This is a genomic window from uncultured Ruminococcus sp., assembly GCF_947301925.1.
GTDB lineage: Bacteria > Bacillota > Clostridia > Oscillospirales > Ruminococcaceae > Ruminococcus.
In genome coordinates, this window is record NZ_CAMYUE010000009.1 from 19773 (window position 1) to 36547 (window position 16775).

Consider the following 16775-nt stretch of genomic DNA (forward strand, 5'->3'; position numbering starts at 1 on the left):
CTGTTCACCTCCTCATGCCGTCAATTATGGCCTTGACCTCCTCCATAGTGCAGCCCTCCTCACGGGGACGAAGCAGCACTGCCAGAGCTGTGCCGCAGATCTCCGCGGCCTCTGCCTTTTCGGGGAAGCCTCCTGCGGCGCCGCTCTCCTTTGTGACAAGGAGCTCCGCACCGCTCTGTTTTATGTGGGCGATATTCTGCTCAACGCTGAACGGCCCCTTTTCAAGGATAAGATGCTCCGCGGGGAAGCCCAGCTCCCTGCACATTTCCCTGACGCTGTCAGAGGGGAGCGCCCTTACCCATATCCGTTTCCTGTAGTCCCTGACCTCCGCCAGTCTGGGCAGCTCCTTGCTGCCAAGAGTGCTGAGCACATTTCCGCCGCAGCTGTCAATGAGCTTTATAAGGCCGTCCATATCCTCAGCCCTCAGACATTCGGGAAGAGCCGACGGGCTCCGCAGAAGTCTGTGGCAGACAATGCCCGTCTCACGGCAGGCACGGAGGATATTTGCCGTTACCTCCTCGGCATAGGGGTGGGTGGCGTCGATGACGGCAGTACAGCCAAGCTCTTTCATGAGGGCTGTCATGGCATCGCTGTCCAGACGTCCCGTGAGTATATGCAGCAGCTCATGCTTCGGCAGCAGCTCTCCGCCGTACTCTGTTGCCACGGATACCGCTGCCCTGATGCCTTTTTCGCAGCAGTAACGCGCAAGCTCCCTGCCCTCGGTGGTACCGCCGAATATAAGCAGCTCACACATCTCTGTAGCCTCTGGGAGTAACCATTTTTCCGCCTATGATAACTGTCTCGGAATTGCCTATGAAAACCGTGGTGAACATATCCACCGGGGTATCACGGAGCTCCCCGAGAGTGAGTATGCGGCTCTCCTGTCCCTCCCTGCCGATATTCCGCACATATCCGCAGACTGTCTCCGCAGACCTGAAGCCCAGTATGATATCGCAGGCCTTCATGAGATAGTCGGCTCGCTTTTTCGAGGAGGGATTGTAGAGGGCAATGACGAAATCCCCCTCCGCAGCACAGCGCAGCCGTTTCACTATCTTCTCCATGGGAGTGAGAAGGTCGGAAAGGCTTATTATGGCAAGATCGTGTGTCATGGGCGAGCCGAGAACGGCTCCGCCGCTGAAAGCCGCGCTTACTCCTGCCACCACCTCGATATCCGCGTCAGGATAGTTCTGTGAGAGCTCCAGCGCCAGACCTGCCATGCCGTAAAGCTGGCTGTCACCGCTGCACACAAGGGACACCGTCCTGCCCTCCGAGGCCAGTCTAAGTGCCAGCTCAACGCGGTCACGCTCCTGCCTCATGCCTGTGGAAAGGCACTTCTTTTCGGGAAAGATGGCCTTTATCTGCCGGGTATACACCGTGTAGCCCACGATGATATCGCTGTTCTCCACAGCCTGACGGGCTTCAACGGTCATGCCGCCGCTGCTTCCGCAGCCAATGCCGACAACATACAGCTTCATAGGATATTCCTTTCAAAATCAAGATATACGGGAGCCTCGGCCGCCGCAACAGTCACACCGCCGTCAGCTGTCTTGCCCATCACAAGCTTTCCGCCGCTGCACAGCACCGCGCTTCTCTCGCATACATTGTCCGCCCCTGTGGTCTCAAGCACGAAGTCCGAGGCATCGAAATCGCCCTTTACAGCCATAAGCTCCTGAGCAGAATATGTCCGCAGAGGCACTCCCAGCTTTTCGCAGAAGCCGAGAAGTCCCTCCTCCTGCGCCTTCAGGTCTATGGAAGCCGCCTCCCGTACTCTCCGCGGATCAATACCTGCTCCTTCAAGGGCGGAGCTCACCGCTTCTTCGATAGCTTCGGCGGAAGTGCCCTTTTTGCAGCCGATACCCAGAACGATATTCCGCGGCACAAGTCTCAGCGTAACGTCAAAGGGCTTCACATCGGGCTCCGTACCCACATATATGCCCGTCCTGCAAATGCCGAACTCCGTCAGCTCGTCGGGGAGACCGCCGTGCCTGTACTCGCTGGAAAAGCCGATCTTCTCCTCGTCCAGCACCTCGGCGGCTATCTCCTTGGCAGCTGCAAGATCGGTTATGATAAGGCCGTTTGCCACGGCAAAGCTGTCGGGAGAGAAGCTGCCTCCCACATCGGTGGCGGTGGTTATGACGGCTGTAGAGCCCAGATGTTCCGCAAGCACCTCCGCAAGGCGGTTGGCGCCGCCTATATGTCCCGAAAGCACAGGGATAACGAACCTGCCGCAGTCGTCCATAACTATCACCGCAGGATCGTCGGCCTTTGTACCGAGAAAGGGCGCTACCGCTCTTACCGCTATGCCGCAGGCACAGACGAATATAAATGCGTCGGAGCGCGTGAAAAGCCTGCCCACCATGCTGCCCATGTTCCAGAACACGGCAGAATTGTCGTCTGTATGCTTATGGAAGCAGTAACGGCTGACCTTATGCTCGCCGCTCAGAGCCTCGCCGGCCCTGAACGAGAGCTGTCTTCCCTTTTCTGTCACGGAAAAAATCGCTATATTCAATGAGCCTCCGCCTTTCTGAACTCAGTCCCGAAATTCTTGTCATAGAGCTTTGACAGCTCGTAATCGCTGCCCAGGAAGTCCCCCACGGTTATGAGAGCAGTCTTGCTTATGCCGTTTGCACGGGCAGCCTCCGCAAGGGTACCCACGGTACAGCGCACCACCTTTTCGTCCTCCCATGTGGCCTTGTAGACTATGGCGGCAGGTGTACCGGCGCTGTAGCCGCCTTCCGTAAGTCTCTGTGAGAGCTCCTCCGTCATGGAGGCGCTTAGGAATATGACCATAGTGGCATGATGTGCGGCAAGGCTCTCTATGCTCTCCCTTTCGGGTACGGGAGTCCTGCCTGCCATACGGGTCAGTATCACCGTCTGGGATACCGCAGGCAGGGTGTACTCCGCTTTCAGAGCTGCCGCCGCTCCGCAGAAGGAGCTTACGCCGGGGGTGACGCTGTATGATATTCCCAGCCGGTCAAGCCTGTCCATCTGCTCCCTGACAGCTCCGTATACCGAGGGATCCCCCGTGTGGAGCCTAACCGTATGCAGCCCCCGTGACTCCGCCTCTGTCATCACATTTATCACCTCGTCAAGGTGCATGAGGGCGCTGTTGTATATTTTGCAGTCCTTTTTTGCGTAGTCCAGCAGCTGAGGGTTTACCAGCGAGCCTGCGTATATGATGACGTCCGCCTCCTCCAGAAGGCGCTTTCCTCTCAGAGTGATAAGGTCTGCCGCACCGCAGCCTGCTCCCACGAAATCAACCATTTTCTTCCTCCGTTACAGCCCTGATGAGCTGATCTGCAAGGGCTGTCTTTATTATCAGCTCACGCTTGTAGGAAAAAGCAAGAGCTCCTATAGGGACGGCGTCCTTCACTTTTGCGCGGAGATAGCCGTCCATGCGCTGGGCAAGGATATCCGCCGTACCTTCAAGATATCCCGCCTCATCGAGTATATCCATAGCCGCGTCTGCCGTTGCGCAGTCGGGCAGCCTTTTCAGCGTATCCGTATCGGCTCCCGCAAGGACACCGCAGGTCACCAGCACGTCCATTCTTCCGTCCGCCCATGAGGAGTGGGTGTTCATTATGCCTGCTCCCAGCTTTACCAGCTTGCCGATATGGCCGATTATGAGTATGGACTCAAAGCCCAGCTCCATGCCGATATCTATTGCGTCGCCGATGAAGTTGCTGCAGGTGACGCTCCTTTCCAGTGAGAAGGGCAGACTGCGCTGAACATAGTCCTCGCTGTAGTTGCCGATGGTCAGCAGCATATTCCTCTGACCTGCGGCACGGCGCATACCTGCCTCTGCACGGATAGTCTCAATAACGGCCCTGCTGCTCATGGGCTCCACGATACCGCTGGTACCGATGACGGAGATACCGCCCTCTATGCCCATTCTGGGGTTGTAGGTCTTTTTCGCCAGCTCCCTGCCCCCGGGTACCGAGACAGTCACCTCGAAGCCTCCCGAATAGCCGTACTTCTCGGCCGTCTCCGAAACAGCCGCAGCTATCATCTTCCGCGGCACGGAGTTTATGGCGGCCTCTCCCACGGGCTGATCCAGCCCCGGCTTTGTGACAACGCCTATGCCCTCGCCGCCGAATATCTTCACTCCCGAAGCTGCAAGCCTTACGCGGCAGCAAACCTTTATACCGTTGGTGATATCGGGATCGTCGCCGCTGTCCTTGACAACGGCACAGGAAGCCTCACCGTCCCCGAGGTTAACGTCGGTGATGTCGGGCTCGATCATAATGCCCTTTGGAGTCATGAGCTGTACCCTTTCCACGGTATGGCCCGTGAATATCATCTCCGCAGCAGCCTTTGCGGCAGCTGCCGCGCAGGAGCCCGTAGTATATCCGCAGCGGAGCTTCTCCGCTCCCCTGAAAATGTATTCCTCAAGCTTCATCAGAGCTCTCCTTTACGATAAAAACCGTGAAATACCCGACATCTCCGGGGATATCATCATCTGCACGGTATATCCTCTGATCTTCCAGGCCGCAGTTCTCTACTATAGATGTACGCCGGGACAGTCCCTTTTTTTGCAGTATCCCCATGAGTTCCGCGGCATTTTTTCCCGTTTTCATAATGACCTTCGTACCGCCGAGATCAAGGAGCTTCTCAAATCCGCCGCAGCCGCAGGGCAGTATATGCAGGGGCTCGCTTCCGAGACAGAGCGGCATACCCAGAGCGGCAGCAGCAGCGCTGAAGCTGGTGACTCCCGCGCATATCTCAACGGGGAATCCTCTCTCCTCCACAAGGGAGGCAATGCGGCTGAAGGTGGAATACACGGATATATCTCCCAGAACAGGCACGGCAACATCAGCGTTCTCCAGTTCATCGCAGAGCATATCCGCTATACGGCGGCAGTTCTCCGCGATAACGGAGCTTTCGCGGCTCATGGCATAGTCAAGGTAAATTATCCTCTTGCCCGACAGGTCTGCCGCCTTGCGGGCTATGGAAAGAGCCAGCGTATCCCTGCCCTTTGTACGGGGAGCCGCAATAACGCCGCAGCTCTCCAGTATGCGCACAGCCTTCACAGTCATCAGCTGCGGATCGCCTGCGCCTGTGCTTACGCCGTAAAGCGTGCCCATCAGCCCTTCATCAGCTCCGCCGAAAGGGCAATGAGCTGCTCCATATCAAGCTGCTCTATCCTTGCAGCCTGCGGCATACCGATACTTTCAAGGGCAGCATATACCCTTTCCTTGGGTATGCCCATGACCGAGGCAAGGGAGTTGGCAAGGGTCTTTCTGCGCTGTGAGAATCCTGCCTTGACCACCTTGAAGAAGAACCTCTCGCTTTCCTCGTCAAGTCTGTGTTCACTGCAAAGGTCTATCCTTATGACTGCGGAATCCACATTGGGCGCAGGCATGAAGCTGCCTCTCGAAACGTCAAAGAGCTTCTTCACCGTGCCGTAGTAGTTTACTCCCACGGTTATGGCTCCCGAATCCCTTGTGCCCACCCTGGCGCAGAGGCGCTGTGCGGCCTCCTTCTGCACCATGACGGTGATGGACTCTATGGGGAGCCTGCTCTCAAGGAGCATCATGATTATGGGGGAGGTTATGTAATAGGGCAGATTTGCGCATACCGCCGTCCTGAGCCCGTGGAATTCCTCCCCGATGAGCCTGTGGAGGTCGCATTTCATGACGTCCTCGTTTATTATCTTCACATTGTCAAAGTCAGCGAGGGTCTCCTCCAGAATGGGCAGGAGCCTTGTGTCTATCTCCACGGCCACCACCTTTTCCGCACGCTTTGCCAGCTCCGCGGTAAGGACGCCTATACCCGTTCCTATCTCTATGACTCCGAAGCCCTCTGCCGCATTGCCGTTTTCGGCGATCTTCGGGCATATATCGGGATTTATTATGAAGTTCTGCCCCAGCCCCTTTGAGAAGCTGAAGCCGTGGCGTGAAAGTATCTCCTTCACTGTGCCTATATTCGTAAGATTCATTCAGTCACTCCTCAGACCTTGTGCCTTTCCTTCTCGGAAAACTCCTTCTGCTTTGCATCATTGAGCTTATCCATGGTGTTCACAAGATAATCCGCAGAACGGTAAGCTCTCTGAAAATCCATATCCTTGAAGTGTACCTTCAGATCCACGAATTCCCCGTCGATGACTATATCCAGCTGACCTATCTGCCGTCCTGTGTATTTCTGTCCCGCATACTTTATGTACTCGTCAATTTCCTGTCTGGTCATTTCTCCGCCGATAACATTGATCTTCATTTTCAAGCCTCCTGTTCATACATCGTTTATCCGTCTCAGGACTTCTGTCCCTCAGAGGCGGTATCTTCCTTTATTACGCAGAGCTTTTCCGCCAGCTCCGCCTTTGCTATGACCTTTTCGCCGCCGTCGCCGTCTATGAGCAGCAGCTCCTTGCCGTTTGAGCATAATACTCCCTCATCACAGAGGGTATAGTCCATAATGCCCTTTCCTATAACTGTCTCACTGCCGTCGGGAGCTACCCTTACGAGGACGCGGTTCCTGGGGAATATGCCCAGGTTACTATCCCCTGCCGCAGCATTTTCCTTCTCGTTCTTCTCGGCCTCAAGAAGCCTTTCCTCGAAGAATATCTGACGGGCAGACTTGTTCTTCGTCTTGATGTCGCCCCTTTTCTGATTCTTTCTCAAGGGCTCGCCGCCGAAGATGACGGAAAACACATTGATAAAGCCGAATATGGCCTTTATCAGCCTTACAGGGAAAAGCAGCACCGACTTTATTACGGACTCCTTCTGAGGTACTGGCGACTTGTAGGGCTGGCGTATGTAATAGAAATTGCCCTTTGAGTCATTCTGCGGCTTTAAGAGATCGTTGCCGCTGCTCTCGAAAAGGGTTTCTATGGTGCCTGCCTCCTGATCCACAGCCATGATGGAGCTCTCGGAGTATATCGACTGACCGTCCAGAGAGCAGCCCCTTGTGGAACAGAAAAGCCTGCCGTCGGTAGCCGACCAGAATGGATCCGCCTCCCTTGAAGGGCCGTCGGTGAGCTCGTTATAGTCGCCCCGCTCGTCGAATATGGCAAGGTGCTCGTCAAGTATGGCGGCTATGCTGCCGTCCTTGCAGGCGATATCGCCTATGCGCCTGTCCATGCCCGTGTATATATGTCCCTCGGGAGCCTTCGGCGAATCCGCGCTCTTGCGGTAGATAGCGCCCATGCCGCCCAGTACCGCGGAGTATATGAAGCCCTTATCCGCAGACGAAAGGCCGTTTATTGATATATCGCTGCGGTTGTCGCTGAAGTACTGCTGCTCCTCTCTGAATATGGCGCCAGTACCCTGCAGCTTCCACTCCTTGTTCTTTTGTATCTCGTTGACAGCGTCCGTATATTTAGCCGCCCTTTCGCAGGGAAGCTCCGTTGTCTTTCCGTCGCTGCACAGGAATATCCTGCTGCCCGACAGGTATACTATATTCATTTATCTTCCCCCGTTCCTGCACAAACTGCCTCGGCGCACTTCATTCCGTCCACAGCTGCCGAGACTATGCCTCCTGCATATCCTGCGCCCTCGCCGCAGGGGTAGAGCCCTCTGAGGGACAGGGACTGCATATCCCCGCCTCTGTTTATCCTTACGGGCGAGCTGCTCCTGCTCTCTATGCCCGTAAGCAGCGTATCCTTATCGTCAAAGCCCTTTATCTTCTTTCCCATTTCCTTTATGCCCAGTCTCAGCGAGCGGCATACGAAATCGGGAAGGTACTCCTCGGGAGCCGCAAACCTTATGGAAGGACGATACGAAGGCTTTACCCTTCCGAGCTCAGTGCTCACTCTGCCCTCCATGAAATCCCCCAGCACCGCCGCAGGTGCGCTGTAGTCGCCGCCCCCCGCCTTAAAGGCCTTTTCCTCCAGATCCCGCTGGAACCACATACCCGCAAGGGGGTGGTCGCTGCCGTAGTCCTCTGGACCCACGTTCACAAGGAGAGCGCTGTTGGAATTCTCGGCGTCACGGGCAAAGCAGCTCATGCCGTTGACTGCCAGCCTGCCCTCCTCCGAGGAAGCCGCCACAACATATCCCCCTGGGCACATACAGAAGGTGTAAAGAGTGCGCCCGTCGGGGAGATGTACCGCCAGCTTGTAATCTGCCGCCTTCAGGGCAGGGTGGCCTGCAAAACCGCCGTACATAGCCCTGTCGATATCGGTGCGGAGGTGCTCCGCTCTCACGCCCACTGAGAAATTCTTCTGGGACAGCGCTATATTCTCATCATAAAGCAGCTCAAAAACGTCCCTTGCGCTGTGTCCCGTAGCGAGTATCAGGCTTTTGGTGTCAATGGCATAAGACTTTCCGTCCTGAGTATAGCTCACTGCGGAGAGGCTGCCCTCCGCCGCTTCAAAGCCGCAGAATTTAGCGTTGAATCTGACCTCGCCCCCCAGGGATATGACCCTTTCGCGGAGAGCCTTTACTGCTCCGCGGAGCCTGTCCGTACCTATATGGGGCTTTGCCAGGTAGAGTATCTCCCCGGGAGCTCCGAACTCCACCAGCCTATGAAGTATCCAGCCGATACGCCTGTCCTTGATTCCAGTGGTGAGCTTTCCGTCGGAGAAGGTACCTGCTCCGCCCTCGCCGAACTGCACATTGCATTCGGGATCCAGTCTGCCGCCGCTCTGAAATTCCTCCACAGCCCTGACTCTGCTGTCCACATCGCTGCCTCTTTCGAGGACTATTGGTCTTGCCCCTGCCATTGCCAGCACCAGTGCGGCAAACATACCCGCGGGGCCGAAACCTGCTATAACAGGCCTGTGATCCATACCTGCCGCATCGGGCACAACATAGCGGACTTCCTGGTGCTTTGAGGCGTTTTTCAGCGTCCTGAGCAGCCTGTCCTCGCCCTTCGCCTCTATATCAAGGGATATGATAAAGTGAACGTCTGACTTCTTCCTTGCGTCCACCGATTTCTTTGCCAGCTTCACGCTGATGATCCTGTCGCGGCTTATCTTCAGCTTTTTCTCGCAGAGCCCTGCAAGGTCGTTCAGGTCGGTATCAAGGGATACCCTTATGCCTCCGACTCTTATCATGAGAGCCCACCTCTCAGCGAGTCGGCGCAGCTCCTGCCAGCCAGTATTCCCGACGACCATGCCCACTGGAGGTTATAGCCGCCGCAGTCGCCGTCAACGTCAAGTATCTCGCCGCAGAGGAATATGCCCTTTTCGCTTCTGAGCTGCAGTCTTTCGTCAACACATTCGCCGCTGATACCGCCTGAGGTCACCTGAGCGTCCTTCCAGGGAGCGCTGCCCAGCACCTCAAAGTCCAGCTTCTTTATGAACTGCGACACCTGCTTCAGCTCCGTGTCGCGGAGCTCGGATATAAGCACCGTAAGAGGCTTGCCCAGAGCCTTCTTCGTAAGGTATACCGCAAGGCTTCTGGGGAAGATACCCGTCAGGAGCTCCTCTGCGGTCTGTCTTGCACGCTGGTACTGGATCACACGGAGATAGCCGTCAAGCTGCTCCTGATCCATATCCGCCGCAAGGTCGAGACGGAGCGTCAGCCTGCCGTCGTACTGTGATACCAGATGAGCCATATTGAACACGCATATGCCCGAGAGCGCCGTATCCGTGAACTGTATCTCGCCTACCTCCTCCTTGAGGAGCCTGCCGCCCGTATAGGCCATTACCCTGCCCTTTGCGCGGACGCCTTTCAGTCCCCTGAGCAGCTCGGGACGCACCCTGAGAGGAGCTACTGCGGGGCATATCTTTGTGGTATGGCAGCCCTTGCTGCGGAGAAGTCTTATAACGCTTCCGTCGGTACCGAACTGGGGAGCCGCATAGCCTCCTGCGGCAACTATGACTCTCCTGCACGGGTACTTCTCGCCCGACGCAGATGATATCCTGAAATACTCGGGAGTGCTCTCGATGAAATTGGCCTCAAAGCCGCAGCGCTCGATTATACCCAGCTCCTCCGCACGGAGCCTGAGAGCCGACAGCACCGTAGCGGCACTGTTGCTCCTCGGGTAGATACGCCCCTTCGCATCTGCCGAGCATATAACGCCTATGCTGCCGAAAAACTCCTTTGCCGAAGGAGTTGCGCTGATTATGCGCATGATGTTCTTCACGCTGCCGTGATAGTGATCGGCGCTGAGATTGATGTTGCTGAGATTGCATCTGCCGTTGCCTGTGGCAAGAATCTTCCTGCCCACGCGGTCAAGCTTTTCGAGAATGACCACCTTTGCCTTGGGGAGGATGGTCTTCGCCTCGATTGCAGCCGCAAAGCCCGAAGCTCCTCCGCCGATTACGGCGATGTCCGTGATATTGTCCTTACTCATATTTTCACCCCTTTGGCTTTACTTCGATGACAGCCACCTCGGGACGGTTGTTCAGTCTCACAGGTGCGGGATAGACTCCAATGCCCGAGGTTATGAACATCCTTCCGCCGTCGTAGTAGAAGAAGCCTTTGTCATATATATCAAGCTCCTTGTGCAGGAACTTTGGTAACCATACCTTCTGCTCGGAGCAGTAAACAGGGCCCAGTCCGAAGGGAAGCCTTGCCATTTCGCCGTGTGTATCTCCGCATAGAGTGAGATCGGCCCCGAAGGCTGCGAACTTCTCATAATTGGGGATATGGGCCAGGAGGATATTGTAGCTGTCCTCCCTGAGTGAAAAGGCATTGTTCAGATCGAAGGTGTCGCTGTAGTACACATTGTCTATGCCCATTATATGGAGGCTGCTGCCCTTTATCTCAATGGTGTCCTCCTCATATGAGAGCACTTTTGCGCCCTTTTTTTCCAGCTCCGAGACATATCTGTCGTCGTAGTCGTGCTCGCCTGTCACGCAGTAGAGTGGATAGCCTGCGGAAACTATCATATCCGCAAGGTCAATGGGCTTCTGTATCAGCTCCCACCCGCTCTTTCTGGTGTACATATCACCGAGGAAGAACACCACATCGGGATGTTCCCTGTCCACCGCCTCAAAAATGGTCTTGTTGCTTATACCGTGCTTTGTGGCGTGGAGATCGCTTATGACCGCCAGCTTTATATCGCTGCTCACCTTACTGCTGGTAATTGCATGATCGGCGGTTTTCAGCGTGAAATTGCTGAACCACCAGATCACTCCTATGAGCAGCACCCACAGCCAGAAATGTGACTTTTTCTTTTTGGCCGCAGGCTTTTTTGGTGCAGGCGCTTCCTTTTTCTTCTTTTCCGCCATTATTTCCTGTCCTTTACATGGATATCCAGCTGATCGAAGGGTATCTCGATGCCGCTGCGGTCAAAGGCAGCCTTCACCGCTTCCGTCACGTTATAGCGGACAGTGAGGAAATCGCTGTTCTTAACCCACACCAGCACATCTACAGACACGGAGCTGCTGCCGTGTGCGCCCATGCGTACAATGGGCTCGGGCTCGTTGATTATGAGCTTCTCAGCGGCGATGACACCGAGGATCACCTCTTTTGCCTTAACAAAATCCTCGCTGTAGCTTATATTGAAGTGAAGCTCCACACGCCTTGTGGGAGTCTCCGTGTAGTTTATGATCTTGGCCTCTGTGACCTTGCCGTTGGGTATGAACACGGTCTTGCCGTCAAAGGTTGCGATCTTGGTGTAGAATATGCCGATATCACGGACGGTTCCCACGGTCTCCTCCAGCTCGATAATGTCCCCTGTGGTAAAGGGCTTCGTAAAGAGTATGATGAATCCGCCGCTGAGATTGGAAAGGCAGCTCTGGAGCGCAAGGCTGATGGCAAGACCTGCCGCACCCAGTATGGTGATTATGGAGGACATAGGCACATTCAGCACCGACAGTGCCATAATGACCACGGCGATATAGAGGATTATCTTTATCAGCGACACCAGAAAGCTCTTTGCGGCGCCGTTCACGTTGGACTTTGACACCGCCTTGCCCACTATCTTGGCAATAAGCTTTGATATGAGGAAGCCCACTGCCAGTATGACCAGAGCCATGACTATAAGGGGAAGGCTTTTTTTCAGGTAGCCCGGAATGTCCGTGATGACATCGGACGTGTTTTCCGTCAGAGCCGCTTTCACGGCGTATATGTGCGTATACGGCAAGTAAATCATCTCCGATATATAGTGATCTCATGCAGTAAAAAACAGGTACTGCCCACAAAAAAATATACATAATTATTATAACAGATTTCGTTGCAAAGGTCAATATATATATCAAAAAGATATAAAAAAACCGCACCGCAGCATATTGCCGCAGTGCAGTCCGTATCATCAGTTATCGCAGGAGCCGCAGATGGTCTGGAGTTCCTTTGTGTTGAAGTCCTTGGGATTCATGAAGGTAGGCACCATCTCGTGAAGAGCGGTGATGGCAACGTCCTCGTCGTTTTCAAGGGCGGCGTCACGGAGAGCCTTCAGTTTTTCCGCGAAGCTCTCCTCATCTATCTCGATCTGCCTGCCGATGAAGATGAGCTTGTTTGAGGTCTTCTGGAGTCCCTCCTCGTTCATAAGGAGCTCCTCCTTTATCTTCTCGCCGGGACGGAGTCCTGTGAACACGATGGGAACATCTTTATAGGGCACCTTTCCGTACATACGGATAAGGTTCTCCGCAAGAGTCACTATCTTGACAGGCTGTCCCATGTCAAGGACGAAGATCTCGCCGCCGTGAGCTATGGCAGCGGCCTCCATAACGAGGCTTACCGCCTCGGGGATAGTCATGAAGTATCTGATTATATCCTCATGTGTGACCGTAACAGGCTTGCCCTGCTCGATCTGCTTCTTGAAAAGGGGTATAACGGAGCCGTTGGAGCCCAGAACGTTTCCGAATCTTGTGGTGACGAACTCTGTCCTGCCCTCATGCTGCTGGGAGAGGTACTGCACGATCATTTCGCAGCAGCGCTTGGAAGCTCCCATTGCATTGGTGGGGTTTACGGCCTTGTCGGTGGAAATCATAATGAATTTCTCGGCGTCGTGGAACTGTGCCAGCGTAGCCACATTGAAGGTGCCCACAACGTTGTTCTTGATAGCCTCCATGGGAGAGTCCTCCATAAGGGGAACGTGCTTGTGTGCAGCCGCATGGAAGACTATCTGGGGCTTGTACTTCTCAAATATCTGATTCATGCGGTAGTAGTCACGCACGGAAGCGATAAGTGTGACAAGATCAAGATCGCTGCCGTAGTCCATGACCAGCTCCTGCTGTATCTCATAGGCATTGTTCTCGTAGATGTCCACGATTATGACCTTCCTGGGGTGGTACTTGGCTATCTGGCGCACCAGCTCTGAGCCGATGCTTCCGCCGCCGCCTGTTACCATACAGACCTTGCCGCCGATAAAGTTTTTGATGTCCTTATTGTCAAACTTGATAGGATCCCTTCCCAGCAGCTCCTCCACCTTGATATCGCGGACCTGTCCGAGAAGTCCCGACTCGTCGTCCAGGATAAGAGTGCCGATAAAGGGTATGATCTTCAGGGGGAGCTTCGTCTCGTTGCATATGTCGATGAGCCCCTTGCGCTCGTCCGATGTAAGAGAAGGTATGGCAAGTATGAGCTGTTCTATGTCATACTCCTTTGCGAACCTTACGATCTCCTCGGAGCGGCCTACTACCTTTACGCCCAGCACCTCGGTGCCAAGCTTGGCGGGATCGTTGTCAATGATACATACGGGATCGAACTGTGCAGAATACTTATCGTCCTTGTAGGGCGATTTCTGAGCATTGAAGATCTCAGTAAGGAGCATTCTGCAGGCACTTCCGCCTCCGATTATCATGGTCCTTTTTTCGTTGATGCAGTATTTTACCTCCGATTCCACAATAAACCTCCCAAACTCCGCTGAAAAGCGCGGAAAAAATTAAAAGCCTTATCTATAAAAATATCTTTAATGGCGACGTTTATCCGCCATGCGCAGAGCTATCCACTTTACAATCATTATAACATAACCGAAAGAATAAATCAAGTGTAACATACCATATTTTAAGCAATTCCGCACTTTTTTGACAGAAATAGTCTAAATGACCGAAATATACGCACAGCTTGCTGTTTTTATGAGCAAAAATGCCGTTTTAAAGACTTAATTTGTAAATTTTCTATTGTCCGGCTTTACACGGCCGCAAAAAAGTATTAAAGTATAATGTAGGATCAATACAGATAAACGGAGGTCTTTTCAATGAAAAACAACAGAAAGCTCCTTTGCAGGGCGCTGTCGGCCATAGCCGCCGCAGCTCTTACGGCGGGAGCTGTCATACCCGCCTCTCCCCTGCCTGCTGCCGTTGACGCATACGCAGGCCAGCAGCTGGGACAGACCGACTTCGACGAGGGCGTGGGACTGCCCTGGCATATCGTGGAATCGGCTCCGGGCGAGATGGAGTTCGACATAAGCGGAGGCAAATACTCCGTGAAAATAATCAACACGGGCGGCGCCTCAGAGGGCGGCACAGACCGCTGGGACTGCCAGTTCAGGCACAGAGGGCTGAAGATAGTATCGGGACACAAGTATAAGGTGTCCTACGAGATAACAGCCTCGGAAAGCGGAAAATACTACACCAAGATAGGCAACCTTGACGGTACCGAGGAGATATGGCACAACAATATGGACGACAGCGGCGCCAACCTTGACTCCACATGGGAGCGTCTCCCCATAAGCAAGGGCGAGACCAAAAAGGAGGAGCACACCTTTACCGCCTCAAAGTCCATAGACGTAGCGGAGTGGGCATTCCATCTGGGCGGCGACGGCCAGTACACTCCCGACAAGTGCTTCCCCGCAGGCACGGTAATAACCTTCGACAATATGTCCCTCATCGACCTTACGGGAGATGAAAACGACTATCCCGAGACCGAGCCCTATCAACGTGCGGATATCCTCACCAATCAGGTCGGCTACTTCACAGGCAGAGCCAAGAGGGCAACTCTCCTCAGCGATTCGGCAAAGCCTGTGGACTTCACACTGAAGGATCAGTCGGGAAAGACGGTATACGAGGGCAAGACCCTTCCCTTCGGCGAGGATAAGGACTCGGGAGACAATGTCCACATCATCGACTTCACCGACTTCGACGAGAAGGGCACCTATTATCTTGAAGACGAGGACGGCAATGCAAGCCGCGAATTCGATATAGACGGCTCGGAGAAGTATTCCTCCCTGCTCTACGATTCGCTGAACTACTTCTACCAGAACAGGAGCGGCATCGAGATCGAGGAGGACTTCATCTCATCGGGAGATGCGAAATCACTGGCCCGTGCGGCAGGCCACCCCACCGACACCGCAGAGATCGAGCAGACCTGGGGCTACAGCGGCAGCAGCGGCTCCATAGACGTCACAGGCGGCTGGTATGACGCAGGCGATCACGGCAAATATGTAGTAAACGGCGGTCTCTCCCTGTGGCTCATGCAGAACCAGTACGAAACGGCTCTGAAGTACGGCTTTGAGGACGCCTACGCCGACAGCACCATGCTTATCCCCGAAAATGTCAACGGCGCTCCCGACCTTCTGGACGAGGCCCGCTGGGAGATGGAATGGATGCTGAAGATGATGGTGGACAGCGGCAAATACGAGGGCATGGTCTACCACAAGGCTCACGACGAAAAATGGACCGCTCTGGGTATAGCTCCCGCAGACGACGATATGAAGCGTATAGTAAAGCCTCCCACCACGGCTGCCACACTCAACCTTGCAGCCTGCGGCGCTCAGGCAGCACGACTCTGGAAGGACTACGACAGCGATTTCGCCGACGAATGTCTTGCAGCTGCGGAAAAGGCCTTTGCAGCAGCCAAGGAGCACCCCGATATGTATGCTCCCCTTGACGAGTCCATAGGCGGCGGTGCCTACGGCGATACCGACGTTGAGGACGAATTCTGCTGGGCAGCTCTGGAGCTCTTCATCACCACAGGCAACGAGGACTACTACGACGAGGCCACCGAGAACAAGTTCTTCTTAGATATTCCGAAGACTCTCGGAGGCGGCGAGAGCGTTGACTCCGTGGGCAGCTTCGACTGGGGCAATACGGGAGCTCTCGCAACTCTCAGTGCGGCTCTCAATCCCGACAAATTCGACAAGGGCGATGTCGAGATAGTCACCGAGGCTATAGTATCCGCCTCAGACAGCTATCTCTCGCTGGAGGAAAACCAGGGCTACGGACTCCCCTACGGTCCCTCCACCCTCAGCTACAACGACGATGACGAGGGCTATCTCTGGGGCTCAAACTCCTTCGTTACCGACAACTCCATCATCATGGCCTACGCCTACCTCCTCACGGGAGACGACACCTACCTTGACGGCGCCATCGGCGGTATGGACTACATACTGGGAAGAAACCCCATGGACTACTCCTATGTTACAGGCTACGGCACCCACGCCATAGAGTACCCCCACCACCGCTTCTGGGCAAAGCAGATAGACGATTCCTTCCCCTTGGCTCCTGACGGAGTAATGTCGGGAGGCCCCAATTCGGGTATGCAGGACCCCTGGGTAAGAGGTTCGGGCTGGAAGAAGGGCGAGATACCGCCTCAGAAGTGCTACCTTGACAATATCGAGGCATGGTCCGTCAACGAGTGTACCATCAACTGGAACGGCTCGCTGGCATGGCTCACGGGCTTCATAGCCCAGGAGGCAAGCGACGAGGGGATAGTTATAACTCCCCACACCAATGGCAGAAACACCTCCGAGAAAGAGGAGGAGCCTACAACAAAGAAGGCCGCAAAGACCGAAAAAACAGAAAAGACCACCACAAAGGCTGAAAAAGCTGAAAAGTCCGACGACAGCAAGGACAGCGACAACGGACTGGTAAAGCTGGCGCTCATCTGCGGCGCAGCTGTAGTAGGACTTATCTCCCTTGAGCTCTTCATCTACAAAATGGCAAAGCTGAAAAAGAACAGCAAGTAACGCAAAAGCCCTTATGCCTGACCGCATAGGGGCTTTTT

At 54.6% G+C, this 16775-nt stretch carries 15 protein-coding genes; 1 reads left to right on the plus strand and 14 read right to left on the minus strand.

All coding sequences use genetic code 11. The features are described from left to right. Positions 1-4: 4 nt before the first annotated feature. The 14 genes from cobK to Q0Y65_RS10790 all read right to left on the minus strand — a co-directional run bounded on the left by cobK (position 5) and on the right by Q0Y65_RS10790 (position 13674). Entirely contained in the window at positions 5-754 is a 750-nt protein-coding gene (gene cobK, locus Q0Y65_RS10725; protein WP_297959580.1) for a precorrin-6A reductase, read from the minus strand. Next, entirely contained in the window at positions 747-1475 is a 729-nt protein-coding gene (cobJ, locus tag Q0Y65_RS10730; RefSeq protein WP_297959582.1) for a precorrin-3B C(17)-methyltransferase, read from the minus strand. Before cobJ ends, cobK begins: the two co-directional genes overlap by 8 nt. After that, positions 1472-2509: a cobalt-precorrin 5A hydrolase gene (locus tag Q0Y65_RS10735; RefSeq protein WP_297959584.1), complete on the minus strand. Its 1038-nt coding sequence runs from the start codon at positions 2507-2509 to the stop codon at positions 1472-1474. The genes cobJ and Q0Y65_RS10735 overlap by 4 nt, the downstream gene beginning before the upstream one ends. Beyond that, entirely contained in the window at positions 2506-3264 is a 759-nt protein-coding gene (gene cobM, locus Q0Y65_RS10740) for a precorrin-4 C(11)-methyltransferase (RefSeq protein ID WP_297959586.1), read from the minus strand. The genes Q0Y65_RS10735 and cobM overlap by 4 nt, the downstream gene beginning before the upstream one ends. After that, the gene (gene cbiD, locus Q0Y65_RS10745) at positions 3257-4399 is read right to left on the minus strand and encodes a cobalt-precorrin-5B (C(1))-methyltransferase CbiD (protein WP_297959588.1); all 1143 of its coding nucleotides are present in this window, start codon (positions 4397-4399) and stop codon (positions 3257-3259) included. Before cbiD ends, cobM begins: the two co-directional genes overlap by 8 nt. Further along, positions 4389-5084, minus strand: coding sequence for a precorrin-2 C(20)-methyltransferase (cobI, locus tag Q0Y65_RS10750; protein WP_297959590.1), 696 nt, complete (start codon positions 5082-5084; stop codon positions 4389-4391). Before cobI ends, cbiD begins: the two co-directional genes overlap by 11 nt. Continuing rightward, a complete protein-coding gene (rsmA, locus tag Q0Y65_RS10755; RefSeq protein ID WP_297959592.1) occupies positions 5084-5938 on the minus strand; it encodes a 16S rRNA (adenine(1518)-N(6)/adenine(1519)-N(6))-dimethyltransferase RsmA in 855 nt (284 codons plus the stop codon). The genes cobI and rsmA overlap by 1 nt, the downstream gene beginning before the upstream one ends. Positions 5939-5949: 11 nt before the next feature. Further along, positions 5950-6213, minus strand: a complete 264-nt coding sequence (locus tag Q0Y65_RS10760) for a hypothetical protein (protein WP_297959594.1) — start codon at positions 6211-6213, stop codon at positions 5950-5952. Positions 6214-6248: 35 nt separating this feature from the next. After that, positions 6249-7400, minus strand: coding sequence for a hypothetical protein (locus Q0Y65_RS10765; RefSeq protein WP_297959595.1), 1152 nt, complete (start codon positions 7398-7400; stop codon positions 6249-6251). After that, positions 7397-8992, minus strand: coding sequence for an NAD(P)/FAD-dependent oxidoreductase (locus Q0Y65_RS10770; protein ID WP_297959597.1), 1596 nt, complete (start codon positions 8990-8992; stop codon positions 7397-7399). Before Q0Y65_RS10770 ends, Q0Y65_RS10765 begins: the two co-directional genes overlap by 4 nt. Beyond that, complete coding sequence (locus tag Q0Y65_RS10775) at positions 8989-10236, minus strand: aminoacetone oxidase family FAD-binding enzyme (RefSeq protein ID WP_297959599.1); 1248 nt, start codon at positions 10234-10236, stop codon at positions 8989-8991. Before Q0Y65_RS10775 ends, Q0Y65_RS10770 begins: the two co-directional genes overlap by 4 nt. Before the next feature lie 4 nt (positions 10237-10240). After that, positions 10241-11116, minus strand: coding sequence for a metallophosphoesterase (locus Q0Y65_RS10780; protein ID WP_297959601.1), 876 nt, complete (start codon positions 11114-11116; stop codon positions 10241-10243). Beyond that, positions 11116-11973 (minus strand): mechanosensitive ion channel family protein, encoded by an 858-nt coding sequence (locus Q0Y65_RS10785; RefSeq protein ID WP_297959603.1) that lies wholly within the window; start codon positions 11971-11973, stop codon positions 11116-11118. Before Q0Y65_RS10785 ends, Q0Y65_RS10780 begins: the two co-directional genes overlap by 1 nt. Positions 11974-12141: 168 nt before the next feature. Beyond that, the gene (locus Q0Y65_RS10790; protein ID WP_297959625.1) at positions 12142-13674 is read right to left on the minus strand and encodes a nucleoside-diphosphate sugar epimerase/dehydratase; all 1533 of its coding nucleotides are present in this window, start codon (positions 13672-13674) and stop codon (positions 12142-12144) included. A gap of 354 nt (positions 13675-14028) precedes the next feature. Here Q0Y65_RS10790 and Q0Y65_RS10795 point away from each other — a divergent pair, with 354 nt between their 5' ends. Beyond that, on the plus strand, positions 14029-16737 hold the full coding sequence (locus Q0Y65_RS10795) for a glycoside hydrolase family 9 protein (RefSeq protein WP_297959627.1): 2709 nt from the start codon (positions 14029-14031) through the stop codon (positions 16735-16737). Positions 16738-16775: the final 38 nt, after the last annotated feature.